The sequence below is a fragment of the Variovorax trehalosi genome, assembly GCF_051216415.1.
Taxonomy (GTDB): domain Bacteria; phylum Pseudomonadota; class Gammaproteobacteria; order Burkholderiales; family Burkholderiaceae_C; genus Variovorax.
In genome coordinates this window covers 1,487,829-1,503,286 of the sequence record NZ_JBPJZG010000001.1, presented here as the reverse complement: position 1 = coordinate 1,503,286, position 15,458 = coordinate 1,487,829, and the positions used below count along the sequence as shown (strand labels likewise).

Here is a 15,458-nt window from a genome sequence, read left to right as displayed (position 1 = left end):
TCACCACGCGTCCGCGCGGCCCTCCAGCGCGCGGCGGGCGAGCAAAAAGGTCGCCGCGTTCCAGCTCTGCCCGGCCATGCCCATCGGCACCAGCGTCTTGCCGTGGAACCACTCGGTGAAACGCCAGTCGTCGAGCGCATTCACCTTCGCAAGCCGGGCAAGTTCGGCCCAGGCGAGGGCGTCCTGCCCGAGCTTCGCAAGCGCCATCACCCAGAAGCCGCCGACGAAGGGCCAGATGCCGCCGTTGTGGTACTGATGCACGTCGTTCTGCTGGTGGCGCCCCATGTAGGGCCGCCACAGCTCGTGCTGGCGCGACAGCGGATGCAGCACGACCCGCACCGGGTACGGATCAGCCGCGCGCGCGTTCGCGATGGTGTCGACGATGCGGCCGGCCATCTCGGGCTCGCTCAGGCCGGCCTGTATCGCCAGCGCGTTGCCGAACACGTCGCCCTCGTTGCCGACGAACGCGAAGTTGACGAAGCTCAGGTACAGCGCCGGATCGCGCCGCCCGCGCCGCGCGTAGTGCCGCAGCAGACGCGCCCGGTGGTACTCGGGCAGGTCGCGCTGGAACGGATTGAACATGTGGTTGAAGTGGTGCCGCGTCTCCTCGGTGTGGTCCAGCGCGAAGCGGCGCTTGACGTCGTACCAGAGCGCGTTGCTGTACAGCACATAGCCCGAGCGCGGCATGATGTCGGCCCAGTCGCTCGCCTCGTTCTGCTGCAGCAGCCGGAAGTGCTGGTGCTCCTGTGCGAGCAGCCAGCCGATCGCGCGGGCCACGCCGTCTTCCCAGTGGGAGGGTCCGACCTGGCCGTGGCGCCGCACATGGTCCACCGCGATCAGCCACCACAGCGTGGCGTCGATGCAGCCCAGGTACCAGAAGTCCGCATCCTGGCCCTCGGGGTCGACGTACTTGGGAATCTGCCCGTTGGCCGCCTGCTGCGCCGCGAGCGCATCGAGGCTTGCGACCGCGCCTTGCTCCAACGCGGGCACGCCGCTGCCGCACATGGCCATCACGCAGATCGCGGCATCGCGCCCGAAGATGCGCGTGTAGCGCCGCGCCACGGCCGCCTCGGTGCGGCTGGCGGCCAGGATGCCGTGCGGTGTCAGGTTGCTTTCCAGGAGCGCGAGCGAGGCCTGCGAGCAGGCGTCGGTCAGCGCGAGCGAATCGGTGTCGGGCATCGTCGTCATGGGATGGATCGTATGAGATGCCGCGCGCGCGAGTCCGACGTCCGGGGTCGTCCGGTTCTCACAGGGCGAACTGGCCTTACCCTCCAAGCTCCCAGCGTCCTCGAGCCAGAAGACGCGCAGAAGACAGAAAGAACAACCATGGCGAGCAAATCCACCCGCACCGCCGCTCGCGACACCGACCACTTCGTGCGCGTGCGCGGCGCACGCGAACACAACCTTCGCAACGTCGATGTCGACATCCCGCGCGACGCGCTGGTGGTGTTCAGCGGCATCTCCGGCTCGGGCAAGTCGTCGCTGGCCTTCGGCACGCTGTATGCCGAGGCGCAGCGGCGCTATTTCGAATCGGTCGCGCCGTATGCGCGCCGGCTCATCGACCAGGTGGGCGTGCCCGCGGTCGACGCCATCGACGGCCTGCCGCCCGCCGTCGCCCTGCAGCAGCAGCGCGGCACGCCGAGCACGCGCTCGTCGGTGGGCAGCGTCACCACGCTGTCGAGCCTGCTACGCATGCTCTATTCGCGCGCCGGCGACTATCCGCCGCGCCAGCCGATGCTCTATGCGGAAGACTTCTCGCCCAACACGCCTCAAGGCGCATGCCCGACATGCCATGGCCTCGGCCGCATCTTCGAAGTGACGGAGCGTTCGATGGTGCCGGACGACACGCTCAGCATCCGTGAGCGCGCCATCGCCTCCTGGCCGCCCGCCTGGCACGGCCAGAACCTGCGCGACATCCTCGTCACGATGGGCATCGACGTCGACAAGCCCTGGCGCGACCTGCCGAAGAAAACGCGCGACTGGATCCTCTTCACCGAAGAACAGCCCACGGTGCCCGTGTACGCCGGCTTCACGCCAGCCGAGACGCGTGCAGCCCTGCGCAGCAAGATGGAGCCGAGCTACCAGGGCACCTTCATGGGCGCGCGCAAGTACGTGCTGCACACCTTCGCGACGACGCAGAGCGCGCTGATGAAGAACCGCGTCGCGCGCTTCATGGTGGGCGGCGACTGCCCGGCCTGCAAGGGCAAGCGGCTCAAGCCCGAGGCCCTGTCGGTGCGCTTTGCGGGGCACGACATCGGCGAGATCTCGCGCATGCCGCTCACGCAGTTCGCGCAGGTGCTGCGGCCGGTGGCAGCGGGCGATGCGCCGGCATCGTCAGCAAGCGGCAGCTCGCGGAGCGCCTTGCGCGAGAAAGGCGGCGCTCATGCCGCGGCGCCCGACGTGCGCCGCACGCCCAACCAGTCGGCCGAGAAGCGCATCGCCGCGCAGCGCATTGCCCACGACCTGCTGGAGCGCGTCACGGTGCTGAACGACCTGGGCCTGGGCTATCTCTCGCTGGATCGCAGCACGCCCACGCTGTCGCCGGGCGAATTGCAGCGCCTGCGGCTCGCGACCCAGATCCGCTCGAACCTCTTCGGCGTGGTCTATGTGCTCGACGAGCCCTCGGCGGGGCTGCATCCGGCGGACGGCGAGGCACTGGTCGTGGCGCTCGACACGCTCAAGCGCTCGGGCAATTCGCTGTTCGTGGTCGAGCATGACCTGGACCTGATGCGGCGCGCCGACTGGCTGGTGGACGTGGGGCCCGATGCGGGCGAGAAGGGCGGCCTTGTTCTCTATAGCGGCCCGCCCGAGGGACTGCGCCATGTGAAGGCGTCGCACACCGCGCGCTATCTGTTCGCGCCGCACACGGCATCTTCGAGGCCAGTGCGGGTGCCGGCCGCCTGGCTGAAGCTGGAAGACGTCACGCGGAACAACCTGCAGGGCCTGTCGGTCGCGTTTCCGCTCGGCGCGATGACCGCGGTGACCGGCGTCTCGGGTTCGGGCAAGTCCAGCCTGGTGAGCCAGGCGCTGGTCGAACTGGTGGCCGCCCACCTGGGCCACGAGGCGCCGCCGCCGGACGACGAGCCGGATGCCGAGCCCAGCCTCGCGGGCCGCACCGGCGGGCACATCGCCGGCGGCATGGAGCGCATCCGCCGGCTGGTGCGCGTGGACCAGAAGCCCATCGGCCGCACACCGCGCTCCAACCTGGCCACCTACACGGGCCTTTTCGACCATGTGCGCAAGCGCTTCGCCGACACCAAGGCCGCCCGCGCGCGCCGATTCGATGCCGGCCGGTTCTCGTTCAACGTGGCGAAGGGCCGGTGCCCGACCTGCGAGGGCGAGGGCTTCGTGAGCGTCGAGCTGCTGTTCATGCCCAGCGTGTATGCGCCGTGCCCCACCTGCCATGGATCGCGCTTCAACGAACAGACGCTGAAGGTCACGCTGCGCGACCGCACCATCGCCGACGTGCTGGCCATGACGGTGGAAGAGGCGCATGCCTTTTTCGCGGACGACGGCGCCATCGAACGGCCGCTGCGGCTGCTTGCGGCCATTGGCCTCGGTTACCTGCGGCTGGGACAGCCGGCCACCGAGCTGTCGGGCGGGGAGGCGCAGCGCATCAAGCTGGCGACGGAACTGCAGCGCTCGCAGCGCGGCGATGCGCTGTATGTGCTGGACGAGCCGACCACCGGCCTGCATCCGTCCGATGTGGACAAGCTGATGACGCAGCTGGGCGGGCTGGTCGATGCCGGCAACACCGTCATCGTGGTCGAGCACGAGATGCGGCTGGTCTCGGCCTGCGACTGGGTGATCGACATGGGGCCGGGCGCGGGCGAGGAGGGCGGGCGCATCGTGGCGAGCGGGACGCCGCATGACGTGGCCAAGGCCGCGGGGAGCAGGACCGCGCCGTACCTGGCGCGCTGGACATCGCCCGGCGGTTGACTGGCTTCTGTCGGAAGTCGTCGGCGCGAGGCCCGACTGCACCTACAAGCACCCGCGCCGAAGCCCCACGGCGGTGCGTTCCCGGGCCCCCAGGATGAAGTCTGTTCATTTCACCTTCAACCTTCTTCAAGGAGCCCCCAATGGCAAGAGAACAGAACCCCCTTCATCCTGACGATCTCAACCGCGATCCCATCTCGGGCGCACCCGGCGCCCATCCCGTAGGTACCGGCGTGGGCGCCACGGGTGGCGCGGTGGCAGGTGCGGCCATCGGCGCCGTCGGCGGCCCCGTGGGCGCGGCAGCCGGCCTCGTGGCCGGTGCCGTGGTCGGCGGGCTCGGCGGCAAGGCCGTGGCCGAGCGCGTGAACCCGACTGCCGAGCGCGCGCATTGGGAAAACGCCTATGACCGCGAGCCTTACTACGAGACCGGCCGCAGCTACGACGACTACGGCCCCGCCTACGAACTGGGCTGGTCAAGCCGCGCTGCGGCGGTCGATGAATTCGCCGCCGTCGAGCCTTCGCTCGCACGCGAGTGGGAGGCGCGCCGCGGCACCTCGTCGCTCGACTGGGAGCGTGCCCGCCCGGCCTCGCACGCCGCATGGGAGCGCGCCGATCGCCTCTATTTCCGCGAGGAAGACACGGCATTCCCCGAGGGCGAACCGCTGTCGAACGACGACGTGGTCGATGTGCTGAACGACCTGCTCGAGAACACCCGCGACGGCGAGTACGGTTTCCGCACCTGCGCCGAAGAGGTGGAGACCAGCCGCCTGAAGGAAGTTTTCGCGTCGCGCGCGGCGCAATGCCAGGCGGCCGCGAGCCAGTTGGTGGAACTCGTCCTCACCTACGGCGGCAAGCCTGCGGAAGGCGGCACCGCCACCGGCGCGATGCATCGCGGCTGGGTCCATGTGAAGGGTGCCCTGGGTGCGAACAGCGAGTTGTCCATCCTCGAAGAGTGCGAACGCGGTGAAGACGCGGCCGTGGCGCGCTATCGCAAGGCCCTGAAGCAGCAGTTGCCTGCGGCCGTGCGCCAGATCCTGCAGACGCAGGCGCAAGGCGCGCAGCGCAACCACGATCAGATCCGCGACCTGCGCAATGCCGCACGCGAAGCCAAGGCACGCAGCTGACCTGCAAGCAACGTGCCTCGCGAAACCGCGGCCTTAGGGCTGCGGTTTTTTTTCGTTCTAGAGCTGAGCCGACAGCACCGACGCCAGGTGCTCCATCGCCTTCTCCCGAAGAGGGCGGTTCTTCCAGGCTTCGAGCGTGACCCGCTTGGACTGCTTCAGGTCCGCCTCGAACTGCACGGTCTCCCCGGCAGCGAAGGCTGCGTCGTAGATGTTGAGGTTGGCCTCGTCGTTCAGGCGGAACGAGCGGTTGTCGAAGTTGGTTGAGCCCACCGACACCAGCAGCCCGTCCACCATGAAGACCTTGCAATGGAACATCGTCGGCTGGTACTCGCTGATCTCGGCACCGGCTTCCAGCAGCGGGCCCCAGCCGGCGCGCGAGGCACGCCGCACGGTCTGCGAATCGATGATCGGTCCCGGCGTGATGATCCGCAGGCGCACGCCGCGCTGCATGGCCGCGACCAGCGCGCCGACGGTCAGGTCGTCGGGCACGAAGTAGGCACTCGAGAGGTCGATGGTCTTCGAGGCCGCGGCAATCGACAGCAGGTACATCAGGTGCATGCTCTCGCTGCCGCCCGAAGGCGAGCTGCTGAACACCTGGGCGCGGCCGTCGCCTGCGGCGGGCAGCGGCGGAAAGTAGCGTTCGCCGTGCAGTACGTCGCCCGACACCTTGACCCAGTTGTCCATGAACACCGCCTGCATCTGCGCGACCACGGGGCCCTCGACCTTGTAGTGCGAGTCGCGCCAGTGCTGCGGGTCCTGCCCGTTGCCGGTCCATTCGGGCGCGATGCCCACGCCGCCGGTGAACCCGACGCGCCCGTCCACCACCAGGAGCTTGCGGTGGGTGCGGTTGTTCATGCGGGCGATGTCGTACCAGGTCGGCTTGTGGAAGCGACGGATCTGCACGCCGGCCGATTCCATCTCCTTGATGAAATCGTCGTCCACCTTGGCGCTGCCCACCCAGTCGAGCAGCACATGCACCGGCACCCCGGCCCGTGCGCGCTCGGACAGCGCATCGGCAAAGGCGCGGCCGATGTCGCCCGACCAGTAGATGTAGGTCTCGAAGGTGATGCTCTGCTTTGCGCCGCGAATGGCCTCGAGCATCGGCGGGAAGATGCGGTCGCCGTTGTACAGCGCCTCGAAGCGGTTGCCGCCCGTGATGGGCGGGCCGAGCAGCACGCCCAGGGCGCGCTGGTATTGCGCATCGTGCAGCGCGTACTCGCGGCGGATCTGCTCGTCGATCTTCTTTTCGCTGCCACCGAGGTTGACCACCAGCAGCGTCGCGGCGACCGTCAGGACGAAAGTCCAGAGGATCGCCTTGAAAGTCTTGCGGTGCCTCACGCTGGAAGAACGTGCGGCATGCTCAATCGATCAACTGCGTCTTGATCGCGTAGTAGGTGAGGTCGCTGTTCGTGGAGAGGTTCATCTTCTCCATGAGCCGCGTGCGGTAGGTGCTGATGGTCTTCACCGAAAGCGACAGCGCCTCGCCGATGCTGCCCACCGATTCGCCCTTGGCCAGCTTCAGGAACACCTGGAACTCGCGCTCCGACAAATGCTTGTGCGGCGGCTCGCTGTCCTTGCGCTCCAGCTGGCCCGCAAGCAGCTCGGCCACCGAGGCCGAGATGTAGCGGCGGCCGAGCGCGACGGTACGGATGGCGTTGGCGATTTCTTCCGGCTCGCATTCCTTGTTGAGGTAGCCCGATGCACCCTGGCGGATCAGGTTGACCGCGTAGTGCTCCTCCGGGTAGCCGCTCAGGATGAGCACGCCCAGTTGCGGCGCCTTGGCGCGGACCATGGCGAGCGCATCGATGCCGCTCTGTCCCGGCATGGAAAGGTCCATCACCAGCACGTCCATTTCCGTGGTGCGGACCATGTCGATCGCTTCGCGGCCGGTGGCGGCTTCGCCGACGACCCGGAAATCCACGAAGGTGGAGAAGAAAGCCTTGAGGCCTGAGCGAACGACCGCGTGGTCGTCGACGATGCCGATCTTGATCATGAGGCTGCTCCAGTGTGTTGAACGGTGACCGCACTTGGCGGCAAGGTCAAAACAATGCCACATACAAGGAGCGTTTCAAGACCGCCGATGCGGGACGCGCTCTTGTCCTGCACGAGAACCCACACGTGTCCTCCATGCCCACGGGCATCTCTCCCGCCGATGGTCAGCTGGCGCCCAGGACGATGGCGCCCGATTCGACGAAGCGATCGAATTCGATCCTCGGAATGGCGGCCGTGAGCGGCTGGCCATCCTCTGTCCAGGTCAGGACCGCGCTGTCGCCGTCGATGATGACCTGGCAATTGCCTTCGGGAATTTCCAGCAGCGGACCATCGCCCGCGCGGAATTCGACGTGGGAGGCAATGCGGGCGTTGATTTGTGTGGGAGTGGAAGGCATGACGCGGATGCTCATGCCCGCCGGCGTGCCCCGGCGTGGGACGGCACCGCATCGAGGGAGAGGGCTGAACAGCGGCCGAAGTAGGACGATTCCTGCACGGACATGCGCCGAATTCCATCGCACACCATGGTGGTGCGCACCTCCAATCATTGCCGCGGCGTACCGCCCAGCACAGCACAGGAGACACGGCCATGAACTTCGAAGGAATCTACTGTTTCGATATTGCGTCGGTGCGCTTTGCCGTCTATCCCGACGGGCCGCAGGGCGCACGGATCGTGGCGCAGATTTCGGAAGACACGCTGCACGACGGATTCGGAACTCGCGAGGTCGGACACCGCCTGCTCGATGTCTGCAGGAACAACTTCCATGCGATCGAGCCTGCCGTCATCGCGCACTACCGGACAAATGCACGGCAGTCCGTCATCACGCTCACGCTCGACGACCTGGCCGCGCACAAGAGCGCACCGGCGGCAACGCACCAGAACGGCGCGGTCGCCGCCTGAGATTTTTCGGGAGGCTGTTCCGTCCGCGCCCATGCGCAGCACGATACGGGCAGCTCTCCGACAAGGCGAGGAGCCACAGACCGTAGCCGCTAGGCCCGGCGGTCTTGCAGATTGGTGGCAGCCATGCGGAGGCCAGCGTCGTTCCTTGAACAACCGTTCCGCGGGCCCAAACAATCCAAGGAACGCCGGTGCCGCTGAACCATTCATCGCTGGACGATCGAGACGCTTACCTGTTCCGTGAAGGAACGCATTCCCGCCTGTACGACGTGCTGGGGTGCCACCCCGCCAACGCCGGAGAAGGCGGCGGCGCGCACTTCGCTGTGTGGGCGCCCAACGCCGAATCGGTTTCGGTGGTGGGGGACTGGAACTACTGGGCCGGCGACGCCGACCCGCTGCAGGCCAGCCCCGACGGCACGGGCATCTGGCGCGGGCATGTGCCGCATGCCGCCATCGGCCAGGCCTACAAGTACCGCATCCGTTCGCGCCATGGCGGCTACACGGTGGACAAGGCCGACCCGGTCGCCTTCGCCGCCGAGCCGCCGCCCGCCACCGCTTCGCGCATCTGCGAGCTCTCGTACGAATGGGGCGATGCGGACTGGATGGCGAACCGCGGACCGCGCAACGCGCTCGATGCGCCGCAGTCGGTCTACGAGGTGCACCTGGGCTCCTGGCGCCGCAAGGACGGCCAGTTCCTCGGCTACCGCGAAATGGCGCACCAGCTGGCCGACTACGTGACGAAGATGGGCTTCACGCACGTGGAGCTCATGCCGGTCACCGAACATCCGTTCTACGGCTCGTGGGGTTACCAGACGACGGGCTACTTCGCGCCCACCTCGCGCTTCGGATCGCCGCAGGACTTCATGTACCTGGTCGACCACCTGCACCAAGAGGGCATCGGCGTGCTGCTGGACTGGGTGCCTTCGCACTTTCCGACCGACGAGCACGGCCTGGGTTACTTCGACGGCACGCACCTCTACGAGCATGCCGATCCGCGCCAGGGATTTCACCCCGAGTGGAGCTCGAGCATCTTCAACTACGGCCGCGCGGAGGTGCGCAGCTTCCTCGTGTCGTCGGGGCTTTTCTGGCTCAACCTGTACCACCTCGATGGTCTGCGGGTGGATGCGGTCGCCTCGATGCTGTATCTCGACTACGCGCGCAAGCACGGCGAATGGATTCCCAACCGCCACGGCGGCCGCGAGAACCTGGAAGCGATCGACTTCCTTCAGACGCTGAACCGCGCCGTCTACCGCGAGCACCCCGACACCGTCACCGTGGCCGAGGAATCGACCGCCTGGCCGCGCGTCTCGCGGCCCACCGACATGGACGGCCTGGGCTTCGGCGAGAAATGGAACATGGGCTGGATGCACGACACGCTGGCCTACATGAAAGAGGACCCGGTCAACCGCAAGTACCACCACCACAAGCTGACCTTCTCGCTGGTGTATGCCTTCCACGAGAACTTCGTGCTGCCGCTCTCGCACGACGAGGTGGTGCACGGCAAGGGCTCGCTCATCAACAAGATGCCCGGCGACCCCTGGCAGCAGTTCGCCAACCTGCGGGCGTTGTACGGCTTCATGTGGGCGCACCCGGGCAAGAAGCTGCTCTTCATGGGCGGCGAGTTCGGCCAGCGCCGCGAGTGGACGCACGACGGCGAACTTGAATGGTGGGTGTGCGAGCAAGAGGGGCACGGAGGCCTGCAGCGCCTGGTGGCGCAACTGAACCGCGTGTACCGCGGTGCGCCGGCGCTCCACCAGCTGGACTTCTCGTCCGCGGGCTTCGAGTGGGTCACGGCCGACGACGAGGCCATGAGCGTGTTCGCGTTCCTGCGCAAGGCGAGCGACGGCAGTCCGCCGCTGCTGGTCGTGAGCAACATGACCCCGGTGCCACGCACCAACTACCTGCTGGGCGTGCCGCTCGGTGGCCATTGGCAGGAGGTGATCAATACCGACGCCGCGGAGTTCGGCGGCTCGGGCTGGGGCAATTTCGGGGGCGTCGAGGCGGCGCCCGTGCGTTCCCACGGACACAGGCAATCGGTGTGCATCACCTTGCCCCCCTTGTCCACGCTGATCCTGGAGCACCGGCCCTGATGAAGAACATTTTCTCGACGAAGACCGCATCTGACACCTCAGCTGCGGCAACCGGCACCGCCACGGGCGCCGACATCCCGCAGGCCGACGGCGCCACTCGCGCGGTCATCGACGCGGTGCTGCCGTGCGTGGACAACGGCCGCTTCGCCGTCAAGTGCGTGGCCGGCGAGCGGGTGACGGTGCGCGCCCATTGCTTCACCGACGGCCACGACGTGCTGCGCGTGCAGCTGTGCTGGCGCGCGCAGGACCAGAAAGAGTTCCGCGAAGTGCCGATGAAGGCACTGCCCAACGATGTGTGGGAGGCCGCGTTCTCCCCGCCCGCGCTGGGCCGCTACGTCTACACCGTCGTGGCCTGGGTCGATCCGTTCGAGTCGTGGCGGCATGAACTGGCACGGCGCGTCGATCCCGAGGACGTGCGCATCGCCGCGCAGGTCGGTGCGCTGGAGATCGCCGCCGCGGCCGCACGCGCCGAAGGCCGCGATCGCGCCGCGCTGCAGCGCTGGGCCACCGAGCTCGATGCGAGCGGCGCCAACCCCGGCGCCGACATCACCTCGCTGAAGGCGCTGGCGCTGGACGACGAATACGCCGAGCTGGCGCGCCGTCATCCCGACCGCCGGCATGCGGTGCGCCATCCGGTCGAGCTGCCGCTGGTGGCCGACCGCGAGCGCGCGCGCTTCAGCACCTGGTACGAACTCTTCCCACGCTCGGCCGGCACTGAGCCCGGCGTGCACGGCACTTTCAAAGACGTGGAGGCGCGCCTGCCGGCCATCGCGGCCATGGGTTTCGACGTGCTGTACTTTCCGCCGATCCATCCGGTGGGCCGCATGCAGCGCAAGGGCCCGAACAACGCGCTCGCGGCCGGCCCCGACGACGTGGGCAGCCCGTGGGCCATCGGCGCGGCGGAGGGCGGGCACAAGTCGATTCTTCCGGCGCTCGGCACGGCGGAAGATTTCCGCCATCTGCTCGCACGGGCCTCGGAACACGGGCTGGAGATCGCGCTGGACATCGCCTTCCAGTGCGCGCCCGACCATCCCTATGTGAAGGAGCATCCGGACTGGTTCCGCTGGCGTCCCGACGGCACCGTGCAATACGCCGAGAACCCGCCCAAGAAGTACCAGGACATCTACCCCTTCAACTTCGAGTGCGAGGACTGGCGCGGTCTCTGGGAAGAACTCAAGAGCGTGTTCGACCACTGGATCGGGGAGGGCGTGCGCATCTTCCGGGTCGACAACCCGCACACCAAGGCTTTCCCGTTCTGGGAGTGGGTCATCGGCGAGATCAAGCGCGAGCACCCCGACACCATCTTCCTGGCCGAGGCGTTCACCCGGCCGAAGGTGATGCACCGGCTCGCGAAGCTGGGCTTCTCGCAGTCGTACACCTACTTCACCTGGCGCAACACGAAGGAAGAGCTGGAGGAATACTTCACCGAGCTTTCGAGCGGACCGGGCGCGGACTACTTCCGCCCCAACGCCTGGCCCAACACGCCCGACATCCTGCACGAGCAGCTGCAGACCGGCGAGCCCGCGATCTACATGTCGCGGCTGGTGCTGGCCGCCACGCTCGCGGCCAACTACGGCATCTACGGCCCGGCCTACGAGCTGCGCGAGCACCTGCCGCGTGGGCCGTCGAGCGAGGAATACCTCGACTCCGAGAAGTACCAGCTGCGCCACTGGAACCACGACGACCCCGCGAGTCTCGCGCCCTTCATCGCGCGGGTGAACCGCATCCGCCGCGAGAACCCCGCGCTGCAGTGGAACCAGGGCCTGCGCTTCCTCCACGTGGACAACGACCAGCTGCTGGCCTATGCCAAGGAATCGCCCGACGGCGAGAACGTGATCGTCACCGTGGTCAACCTCGACCCCCACACGCCGCAATCGGGCTGGGTCGGGCTGGAGCCCGCGAGCGTGGGCGTGAAGGACGGGCGTGCGTTCCAGATGCACGACCTCCTGAGCGACCAGCGCTTCGTGTGGCAAGGCGACTGGCACTACGTGCGGCTCGATCCCCACAGCGTGCCCGCGCACATCTTCGTGGTCCGTCGCCGCCATGGCGACGAGCGCGACTTCGACTACTTCCTTTGAGAAGGTCATCTGCCCATGAATGCACCCGTTTCCCACATCGCGCTTGAAACCGTCGAGATCGACAACAGCGACGATCCGCTGTGGTACCGCGACGCGGTGATCTACCAGCTCAACGTCAAGGCCTTCTTCGACTCCAACAACGACGGCATGGGCGACTTCCGGGGCGTCACCGCCAAGCTCGACTATGTGAAGGAGCTGGGCGTCAACACCATCTGGCTGATGCCGTTCTATCCGTCGCCGCTGCGAGACGACGGCTACGACATCTCGGGCTACGAGGACGTGCATCCGCAGTACGGCACGCTGGACGATTTCCGCGAGATGCTGGCCGAGGCGCACAAGCGGGGCCTGCGGGTCATCACCGAGCTGGTCATCAACCACACCTCGAACGAGCATCCGTGGTTCAAGGCCGCGCGCCTGGCGCCGCCCGGGTCGCCCGAGCGCGACTTTTATGTGTGGAGCGACACCGACCAGATCTACCAGGGCACGCGGATCATCTTCACCGACACCGAAACCTCGAACTGGACTTGGGACCCGGTGGCCAAGCAGTACTTCTGGCACCGCTTCTTCAGCCACCAGCCCGACCTGAACTTCGACAACCCGGCGGTGATGGACGCCATCCTGAAGACGATGAAGTTCTGGCTCGACATGGGCGTGGACGGCTTCCGGCTCGACGCCATTCCCTACCTGGTGGAGCGCGACGGCACCAGCAACGAGAACCTGCCCGAGACGCATGCGGTGATCAAGCGGCTGCGCGCGGAAATCGACGCGCAGTACAAGAACCGGTTCCTGCTGGCCGAAGCCAACATGTGGCCCGAAGACGTGCGCGAGTATTTCGGCGATGGCGACGAGTGCCACATGGCGTACCACTTCCCGCTGATGCCGCGCATGTACATGGCCATCGCGCAGGAAGACCGGCACCCGATCGTGGAGATCATGGCGCAGACGCCCGACATTCCCGAGGGCTGCCAGTGGGCCATCTTCCTGCGCAACCACGACGAGTTGACGCTGGAGATGGTGACCAGCAAGGAGCGCGATTACATGTACACCATGTACGCCGCCGACACCCGCGCGCGCATCAACCTGGGCATTCGCCGGCGCCTGGCGCCGCTGATGGAAAACGACCTGGACCGCGTCAAGCTCATGAACGGCATGCTGCTGTCGATGCCGGGCTCGCCCATCATCTATTACGGCGACGAGATCGGCATGGGCGACAACGTGTTCGTGGGCGACCGCAACGGCGTGCGCACGCCCATGCAATGGAGCCCCGACCGCAACGCCGGCTTCTCGCGCGCCGATCCGCAGCGCCTGTACCTGCAGCCGATCATGGACCCGATGTTCGGCTACGAGGCGCTCAACGTGGAGACGCAGGCGCGCGACAGCAGCTCGCTCTTGAACTGGACCAAGCGCATGCTCGCGGTGCGCAAGACCAGCCATGCCTTCGGGCGCGGCAAGCGGCGCTTCCTGAAGCCGGGCAACCGCAAGATCCTCGCGTACCTGAGCGAGTACGACGGCGACGTGATCCTCTCGGTGTTCAACCTCTCGCGCGCCGCGCAGCCGGTGGAGCTCGACCTCTCGGAGTTCAAGGGCTTCGTGCCGATCGAGATGCTGGGCCGCGCGCCGTTCCCGCCCATCGGCGAGCTGCCGTACCTGCTCACGCTGGCTTCCTACGGCTTCTACTGGTTCAAGCTCACGGCCGAGGCCGATGCGCCCAGCTGGCACGAGCAGGGCGTGGCGCTGCAGGAGTGGCCCACGCTGGTGCTGTTCGATGGCTGGACCAGCTTCTTCCGCGAGCGCGTGATGCCGTGGCGCATCGGCATGTCCGAGCGCATGCGCACCCAGTTCGAGACGGAGACGCTGCCGCGCCACATCGAGATCCAGCGCTGGTATGCCTCCAAGGGCACGGCCATCCGGCGCGCGCGGGTGGTCGACCACGCCGTGTGGGAGGCCAACGGGCAGAGCTGGCTGTTGCCGCTGCTCGACCTGGACGGCCCGCCCGGCGGCGCCACTTACTTCATGCCGCTCGCACTCGCGTGGGAAGAGCGCGACGAGGAGCGCATGGCCGGCGTGGCGCAGGCCGCCATCGCCCGCATCCGCCAGCAGGCCCAGGTGGGCCTCATGGGCGATGCCTTCTACGACGAGGCCTTCTGCCGCGAGCTGGTGCGCACCATCGAAAACGGCGCCGAAATGCCCACGGCCAACGGCAAGCTGGTCTTCAAGCCGACGGCCGCCTTTGCCGAGGTGTCCGTCGACATCGATGCGCTGCTGGTCGGCCGTCCGAGCGGCGTGAGCAGCAACACGGTGGTCACGCTGAACGAAACCCTGTTCCTCAAGGGCTACCGCCATGTGCGCGAGGGCATCAACCCCGAGCTGGAGATGGGCCGCTTCCTCACCGAGGTGGCGCGCTACCCGCACTGCGTGCCGGTGCTCGGCGCGCTGGAGTACATGACCAACGACGGCCGCACGATGACGCTCGCGATGGTGCAGAGCTACATGGCCAACCAGGGCGACGGCTGGGACTACACGCTCGGCTACCTGGAACGCTTCCTGCGCGACGCGGTCACCACCGACGGCACCACGACGTCCGACGCGGCCGAAGTGGCCGCGGTGCACGGCGGCTTCCTCGCGCTCATGGCCACGCTGGGCCGGCGCACCGCCGAGCTGCACCGCGCGCTCGCCACGCGCACCGGTGCCACGGCCTTCGACCCCGAGCCGCTGGCGGCCGCGGACTTCGAAAGCTTCAGGACGCACGCGGCCAGCGACGCCACCGCCACGCTCGCGCTGCTGCGCGAACGCATCGACCTGTTGCCCGGTGTCGCACAGGCCGATGCGCGCACGCTGCTGGCCGCGGCCGATGCGCTGCAGGCAGGCATCGCGGTGCGCCGTCCGGTGGAGGGTGTCGGCATCAAGACCCGCTACCACGGCGACTACCACCTGGGCCAGGTGCTGGTGAAGGACAACGACTTCGTCATCATCGACTTCGAGGGCGAGCCCGCGCGCACCTTCGACGAGCGCCGCACCAAGAGCTCGCCGCTGCGCGACGTGGCGGGCATGTTGCGTTCGTTCAACTACGCTCGCTGGTCGGCGCTGCGCCGGGTGGCGCAGAGCACGGAAGAAGCCGAGCGGCTGGCCGCCACGGCCATCGCCTGGGAGCAGGCCACGCGCGACGCCTTCCTGGCCGGCTATGGCGAAGCCGTCGACACCGAGCTGCTCGCGCTGTTCGAGCTGGAGAAGGCGCTCTACGAGCTGCGCTACGAGCTCAACAACCGCACCGACTGGGCGCAGGTCCCGCTGCACGGCGTGCTCGCGCTGATCCAGCCGGCCCGCGCCTGATACGCCTGAAGTC

Annotated in this window: 10 protein-coding genes; 6 read left to right on the top strand and 4 right to left on the bottom strand. The window is 67.6% G+C overall.

The window, feature by feature from the left end:
- Complete coding sequence (locus tag ACSFA7_RS06960; protein ID WP_435498689.1) at positions 1-1,188, bottom strand: amylo-alpha-1,6-glucosidase; 1,188 nt, start codon at positions 1,186-1,188, stop codon at positions 1-3.
- A 138-nt stretch (positions 1,189-1,326) separates the two neighbouring features.
- On the opposite strand from ACSFA7_RS06960, the gene ACSFA7_RS06955 reads away from it, so the two are divergent.
- Together ACSFA7_RS06955 and ACSFA7_RS06950 are read left to right on the top strand one after the other, a co-directional pair.
- Entirely contained in the window at positions 1,327-3,939 is a 2,613-nt protein-coding gene (locus ACSFA7_RS06955) for an excinuclease ABC subunit UvrA (protein ID WP_435498688.1), read from the top strand.
- 140 nt (positions 3,940-4,079) lie between these two features.
- A complete protein-coding gene (locus ACSFA7_RS06950; protein WP_435498687.1) occupies positions 4,080-5,060 on the top strand; it encodes a ferritin-like domain-containing protein in 981 nt (326 codons plus the stop codon).
- Between the two features lie 57 nt (positions 5,061-5,117).
- Here ACSFA7_RS06950 and ACSFA7_RS06945 read toward each other — a convergent pair whose 3' ends face one another.
- The 3 genes from ACSFA7_RS06945 to ACSFA7_RS06935 form a co-directional block, all read right to left on the bottom strand.
- Positions 5,118-6,398, bottom strand: coding sequence for a phospholipase D-like domain-containing protein (locus ACSFA7_RS06945; protein WP_435498686.1), 1,281 nt, complete (start codon positions 6,396-6,398; stop codon positions 5,118-5,120).
- A 22-nt stretch (positions 6,399-6,420) separates the two neighbouring features.
- The gene (locus ACSFA7_RS06940) at positions 6,421-7,053 is read right to left on the bottom strand and encodes a response regulator (protein WP_435498685.1); all 633 of its coding nucleotides are present in this window, start codon (positions 7,051-7,053) and stop codon (positions 6,421-6,423) included.
- Positions 7,054-7,216: 163 nt separating this feature from the next.
- Positions 7,217-7,462 (bottom strand): hypothetical protein, encoded by a 246-nt coding sequence (locus ACSFA7_RS06935; RefSeq protein ID WP_435498684.1) that lies wholly within the window; start codon positions 7,460-7,462, stop codon positions 7,217-7,219.
- 176 nt (positions 7,463-7,638) lie between these two features.
- Here ACSFA7_RS06935 and ACSFA7_RS06930 point away from each other — a divergent pair, with 176 nt between their 5' ends.
- From ACSFA7_RS06930 to treS, 4 genes are all read left to right on the top strand, one after another.
- Positions 7,639-7,950: a hypothetical protein gene (locus ACSFA7_RS06930; protein WP_435498683.1), complete on the top strand. Its 312-nt coding sequence runs from the start codon at positions 7,639-7,641 to the stop codon at positions 7,948-7,950.
- Positions 7,951-8,138: 188 nt separating this feature from the next.
- Positions 8,139-10,037: a 1,4-alpha-glucan branching protein GlgB gene (gene glgB / locus ACSFA7_RS06925; protein WP_435498682.1), complete on the top strand. Its 1,899-nt coding sequence runs from the start codon at positions 8,139-8,141 to the stop codon at positions 10,035-10,037.
- Positions 10,037-12,115, top strand: a complete 2,079-nt coding sequence (locus ACSFA7_RS06920; RefSeq protein WP_435498681.1) for an alpha-1,4-glucan--maltose-1-phosphate maltosyltransferase — start codon at positions 10,037-10,039, stop codon at positions 12,113-12,115. The genes glgB and ACSFA7_RS06920 overlap by 1 nt, the downstream gene beginning before the upstream one ends.
- 15 nt (positions 12,116-12,130) lie before the next feature.
- Complete coding sequence (gene treS / locus ACSFA7_RS06915) at positions 12,131-15,445, top strand: maltose alpha-D-glucosyltransferase (protein WP_435498680.1); 3,315 nt, start codon at positions 12,131-12,133, stop codon at positions 15,443-15,445.
- Positions 15,446-15,458: the final 13 nt, after the last annotated feature.

Excerpts from the sequence above, each read along its gene's own strand:
- ACSFA7_RS06920 (WP_435498681.1), top strand. The coding sequence starts at position 10,037 with ATGAAGAACATTTTCTCGACGAAGACCGCATCTGACACCTCAGCTGCG.
- ACSFA7_RS06940 (WP_435498685.1), bottom strand. The coding sequence starts at position 7,053 with ATGATCAAGATCGGCATCGTCGACGACCACGCGGTCGTTCGCTCAGGC.
- ACSFA7_RS06950 (WP_435498687.1), top strand. The coding sequence starts at position 4,080 with ATGGCAAGAGAACAGAACCCCCTTCATCCTGACGATCTCAACCGCGAT.
- ACSFA7_RS06935 (WP_435498684.1), bottom strand. The coding sequence starts at position 7,462 with ATGAGCATCCGCGTCATGCCTTCCACTCCCACACAAATCAACGCCCGC.
- ACSFA7_RS06955 (WP_435498688.1), top strand. The coding sequence starts at position 1,327 with ATGGCGAGCAAATCCACCCGCACCGCCGCTCGCGACACCGACCACTTC.
- ACSFA7_RS06960 (WP_435498689.1), bottom strand. The coding sequence starts at position 1,188 with ATGACGACGATGCCCGACACCGATTCGCTCGCGCTGACCGACGCCTGC.
- ACSFA7_RS06930 (WP_435498683.1), top strand. The coding sequence starts at position 7,639 with ATGAACTTCGAAGGAATCTACTGTTTCGATATTGCGTCGGTGCGCTTT.
- treS (WP_435498680.1), top strand. The coding sequence starts at position 12,131 with ATGAATGCACCCGTTTCCCACATCGCGCTTGAAACCGTCGAGATCGAC.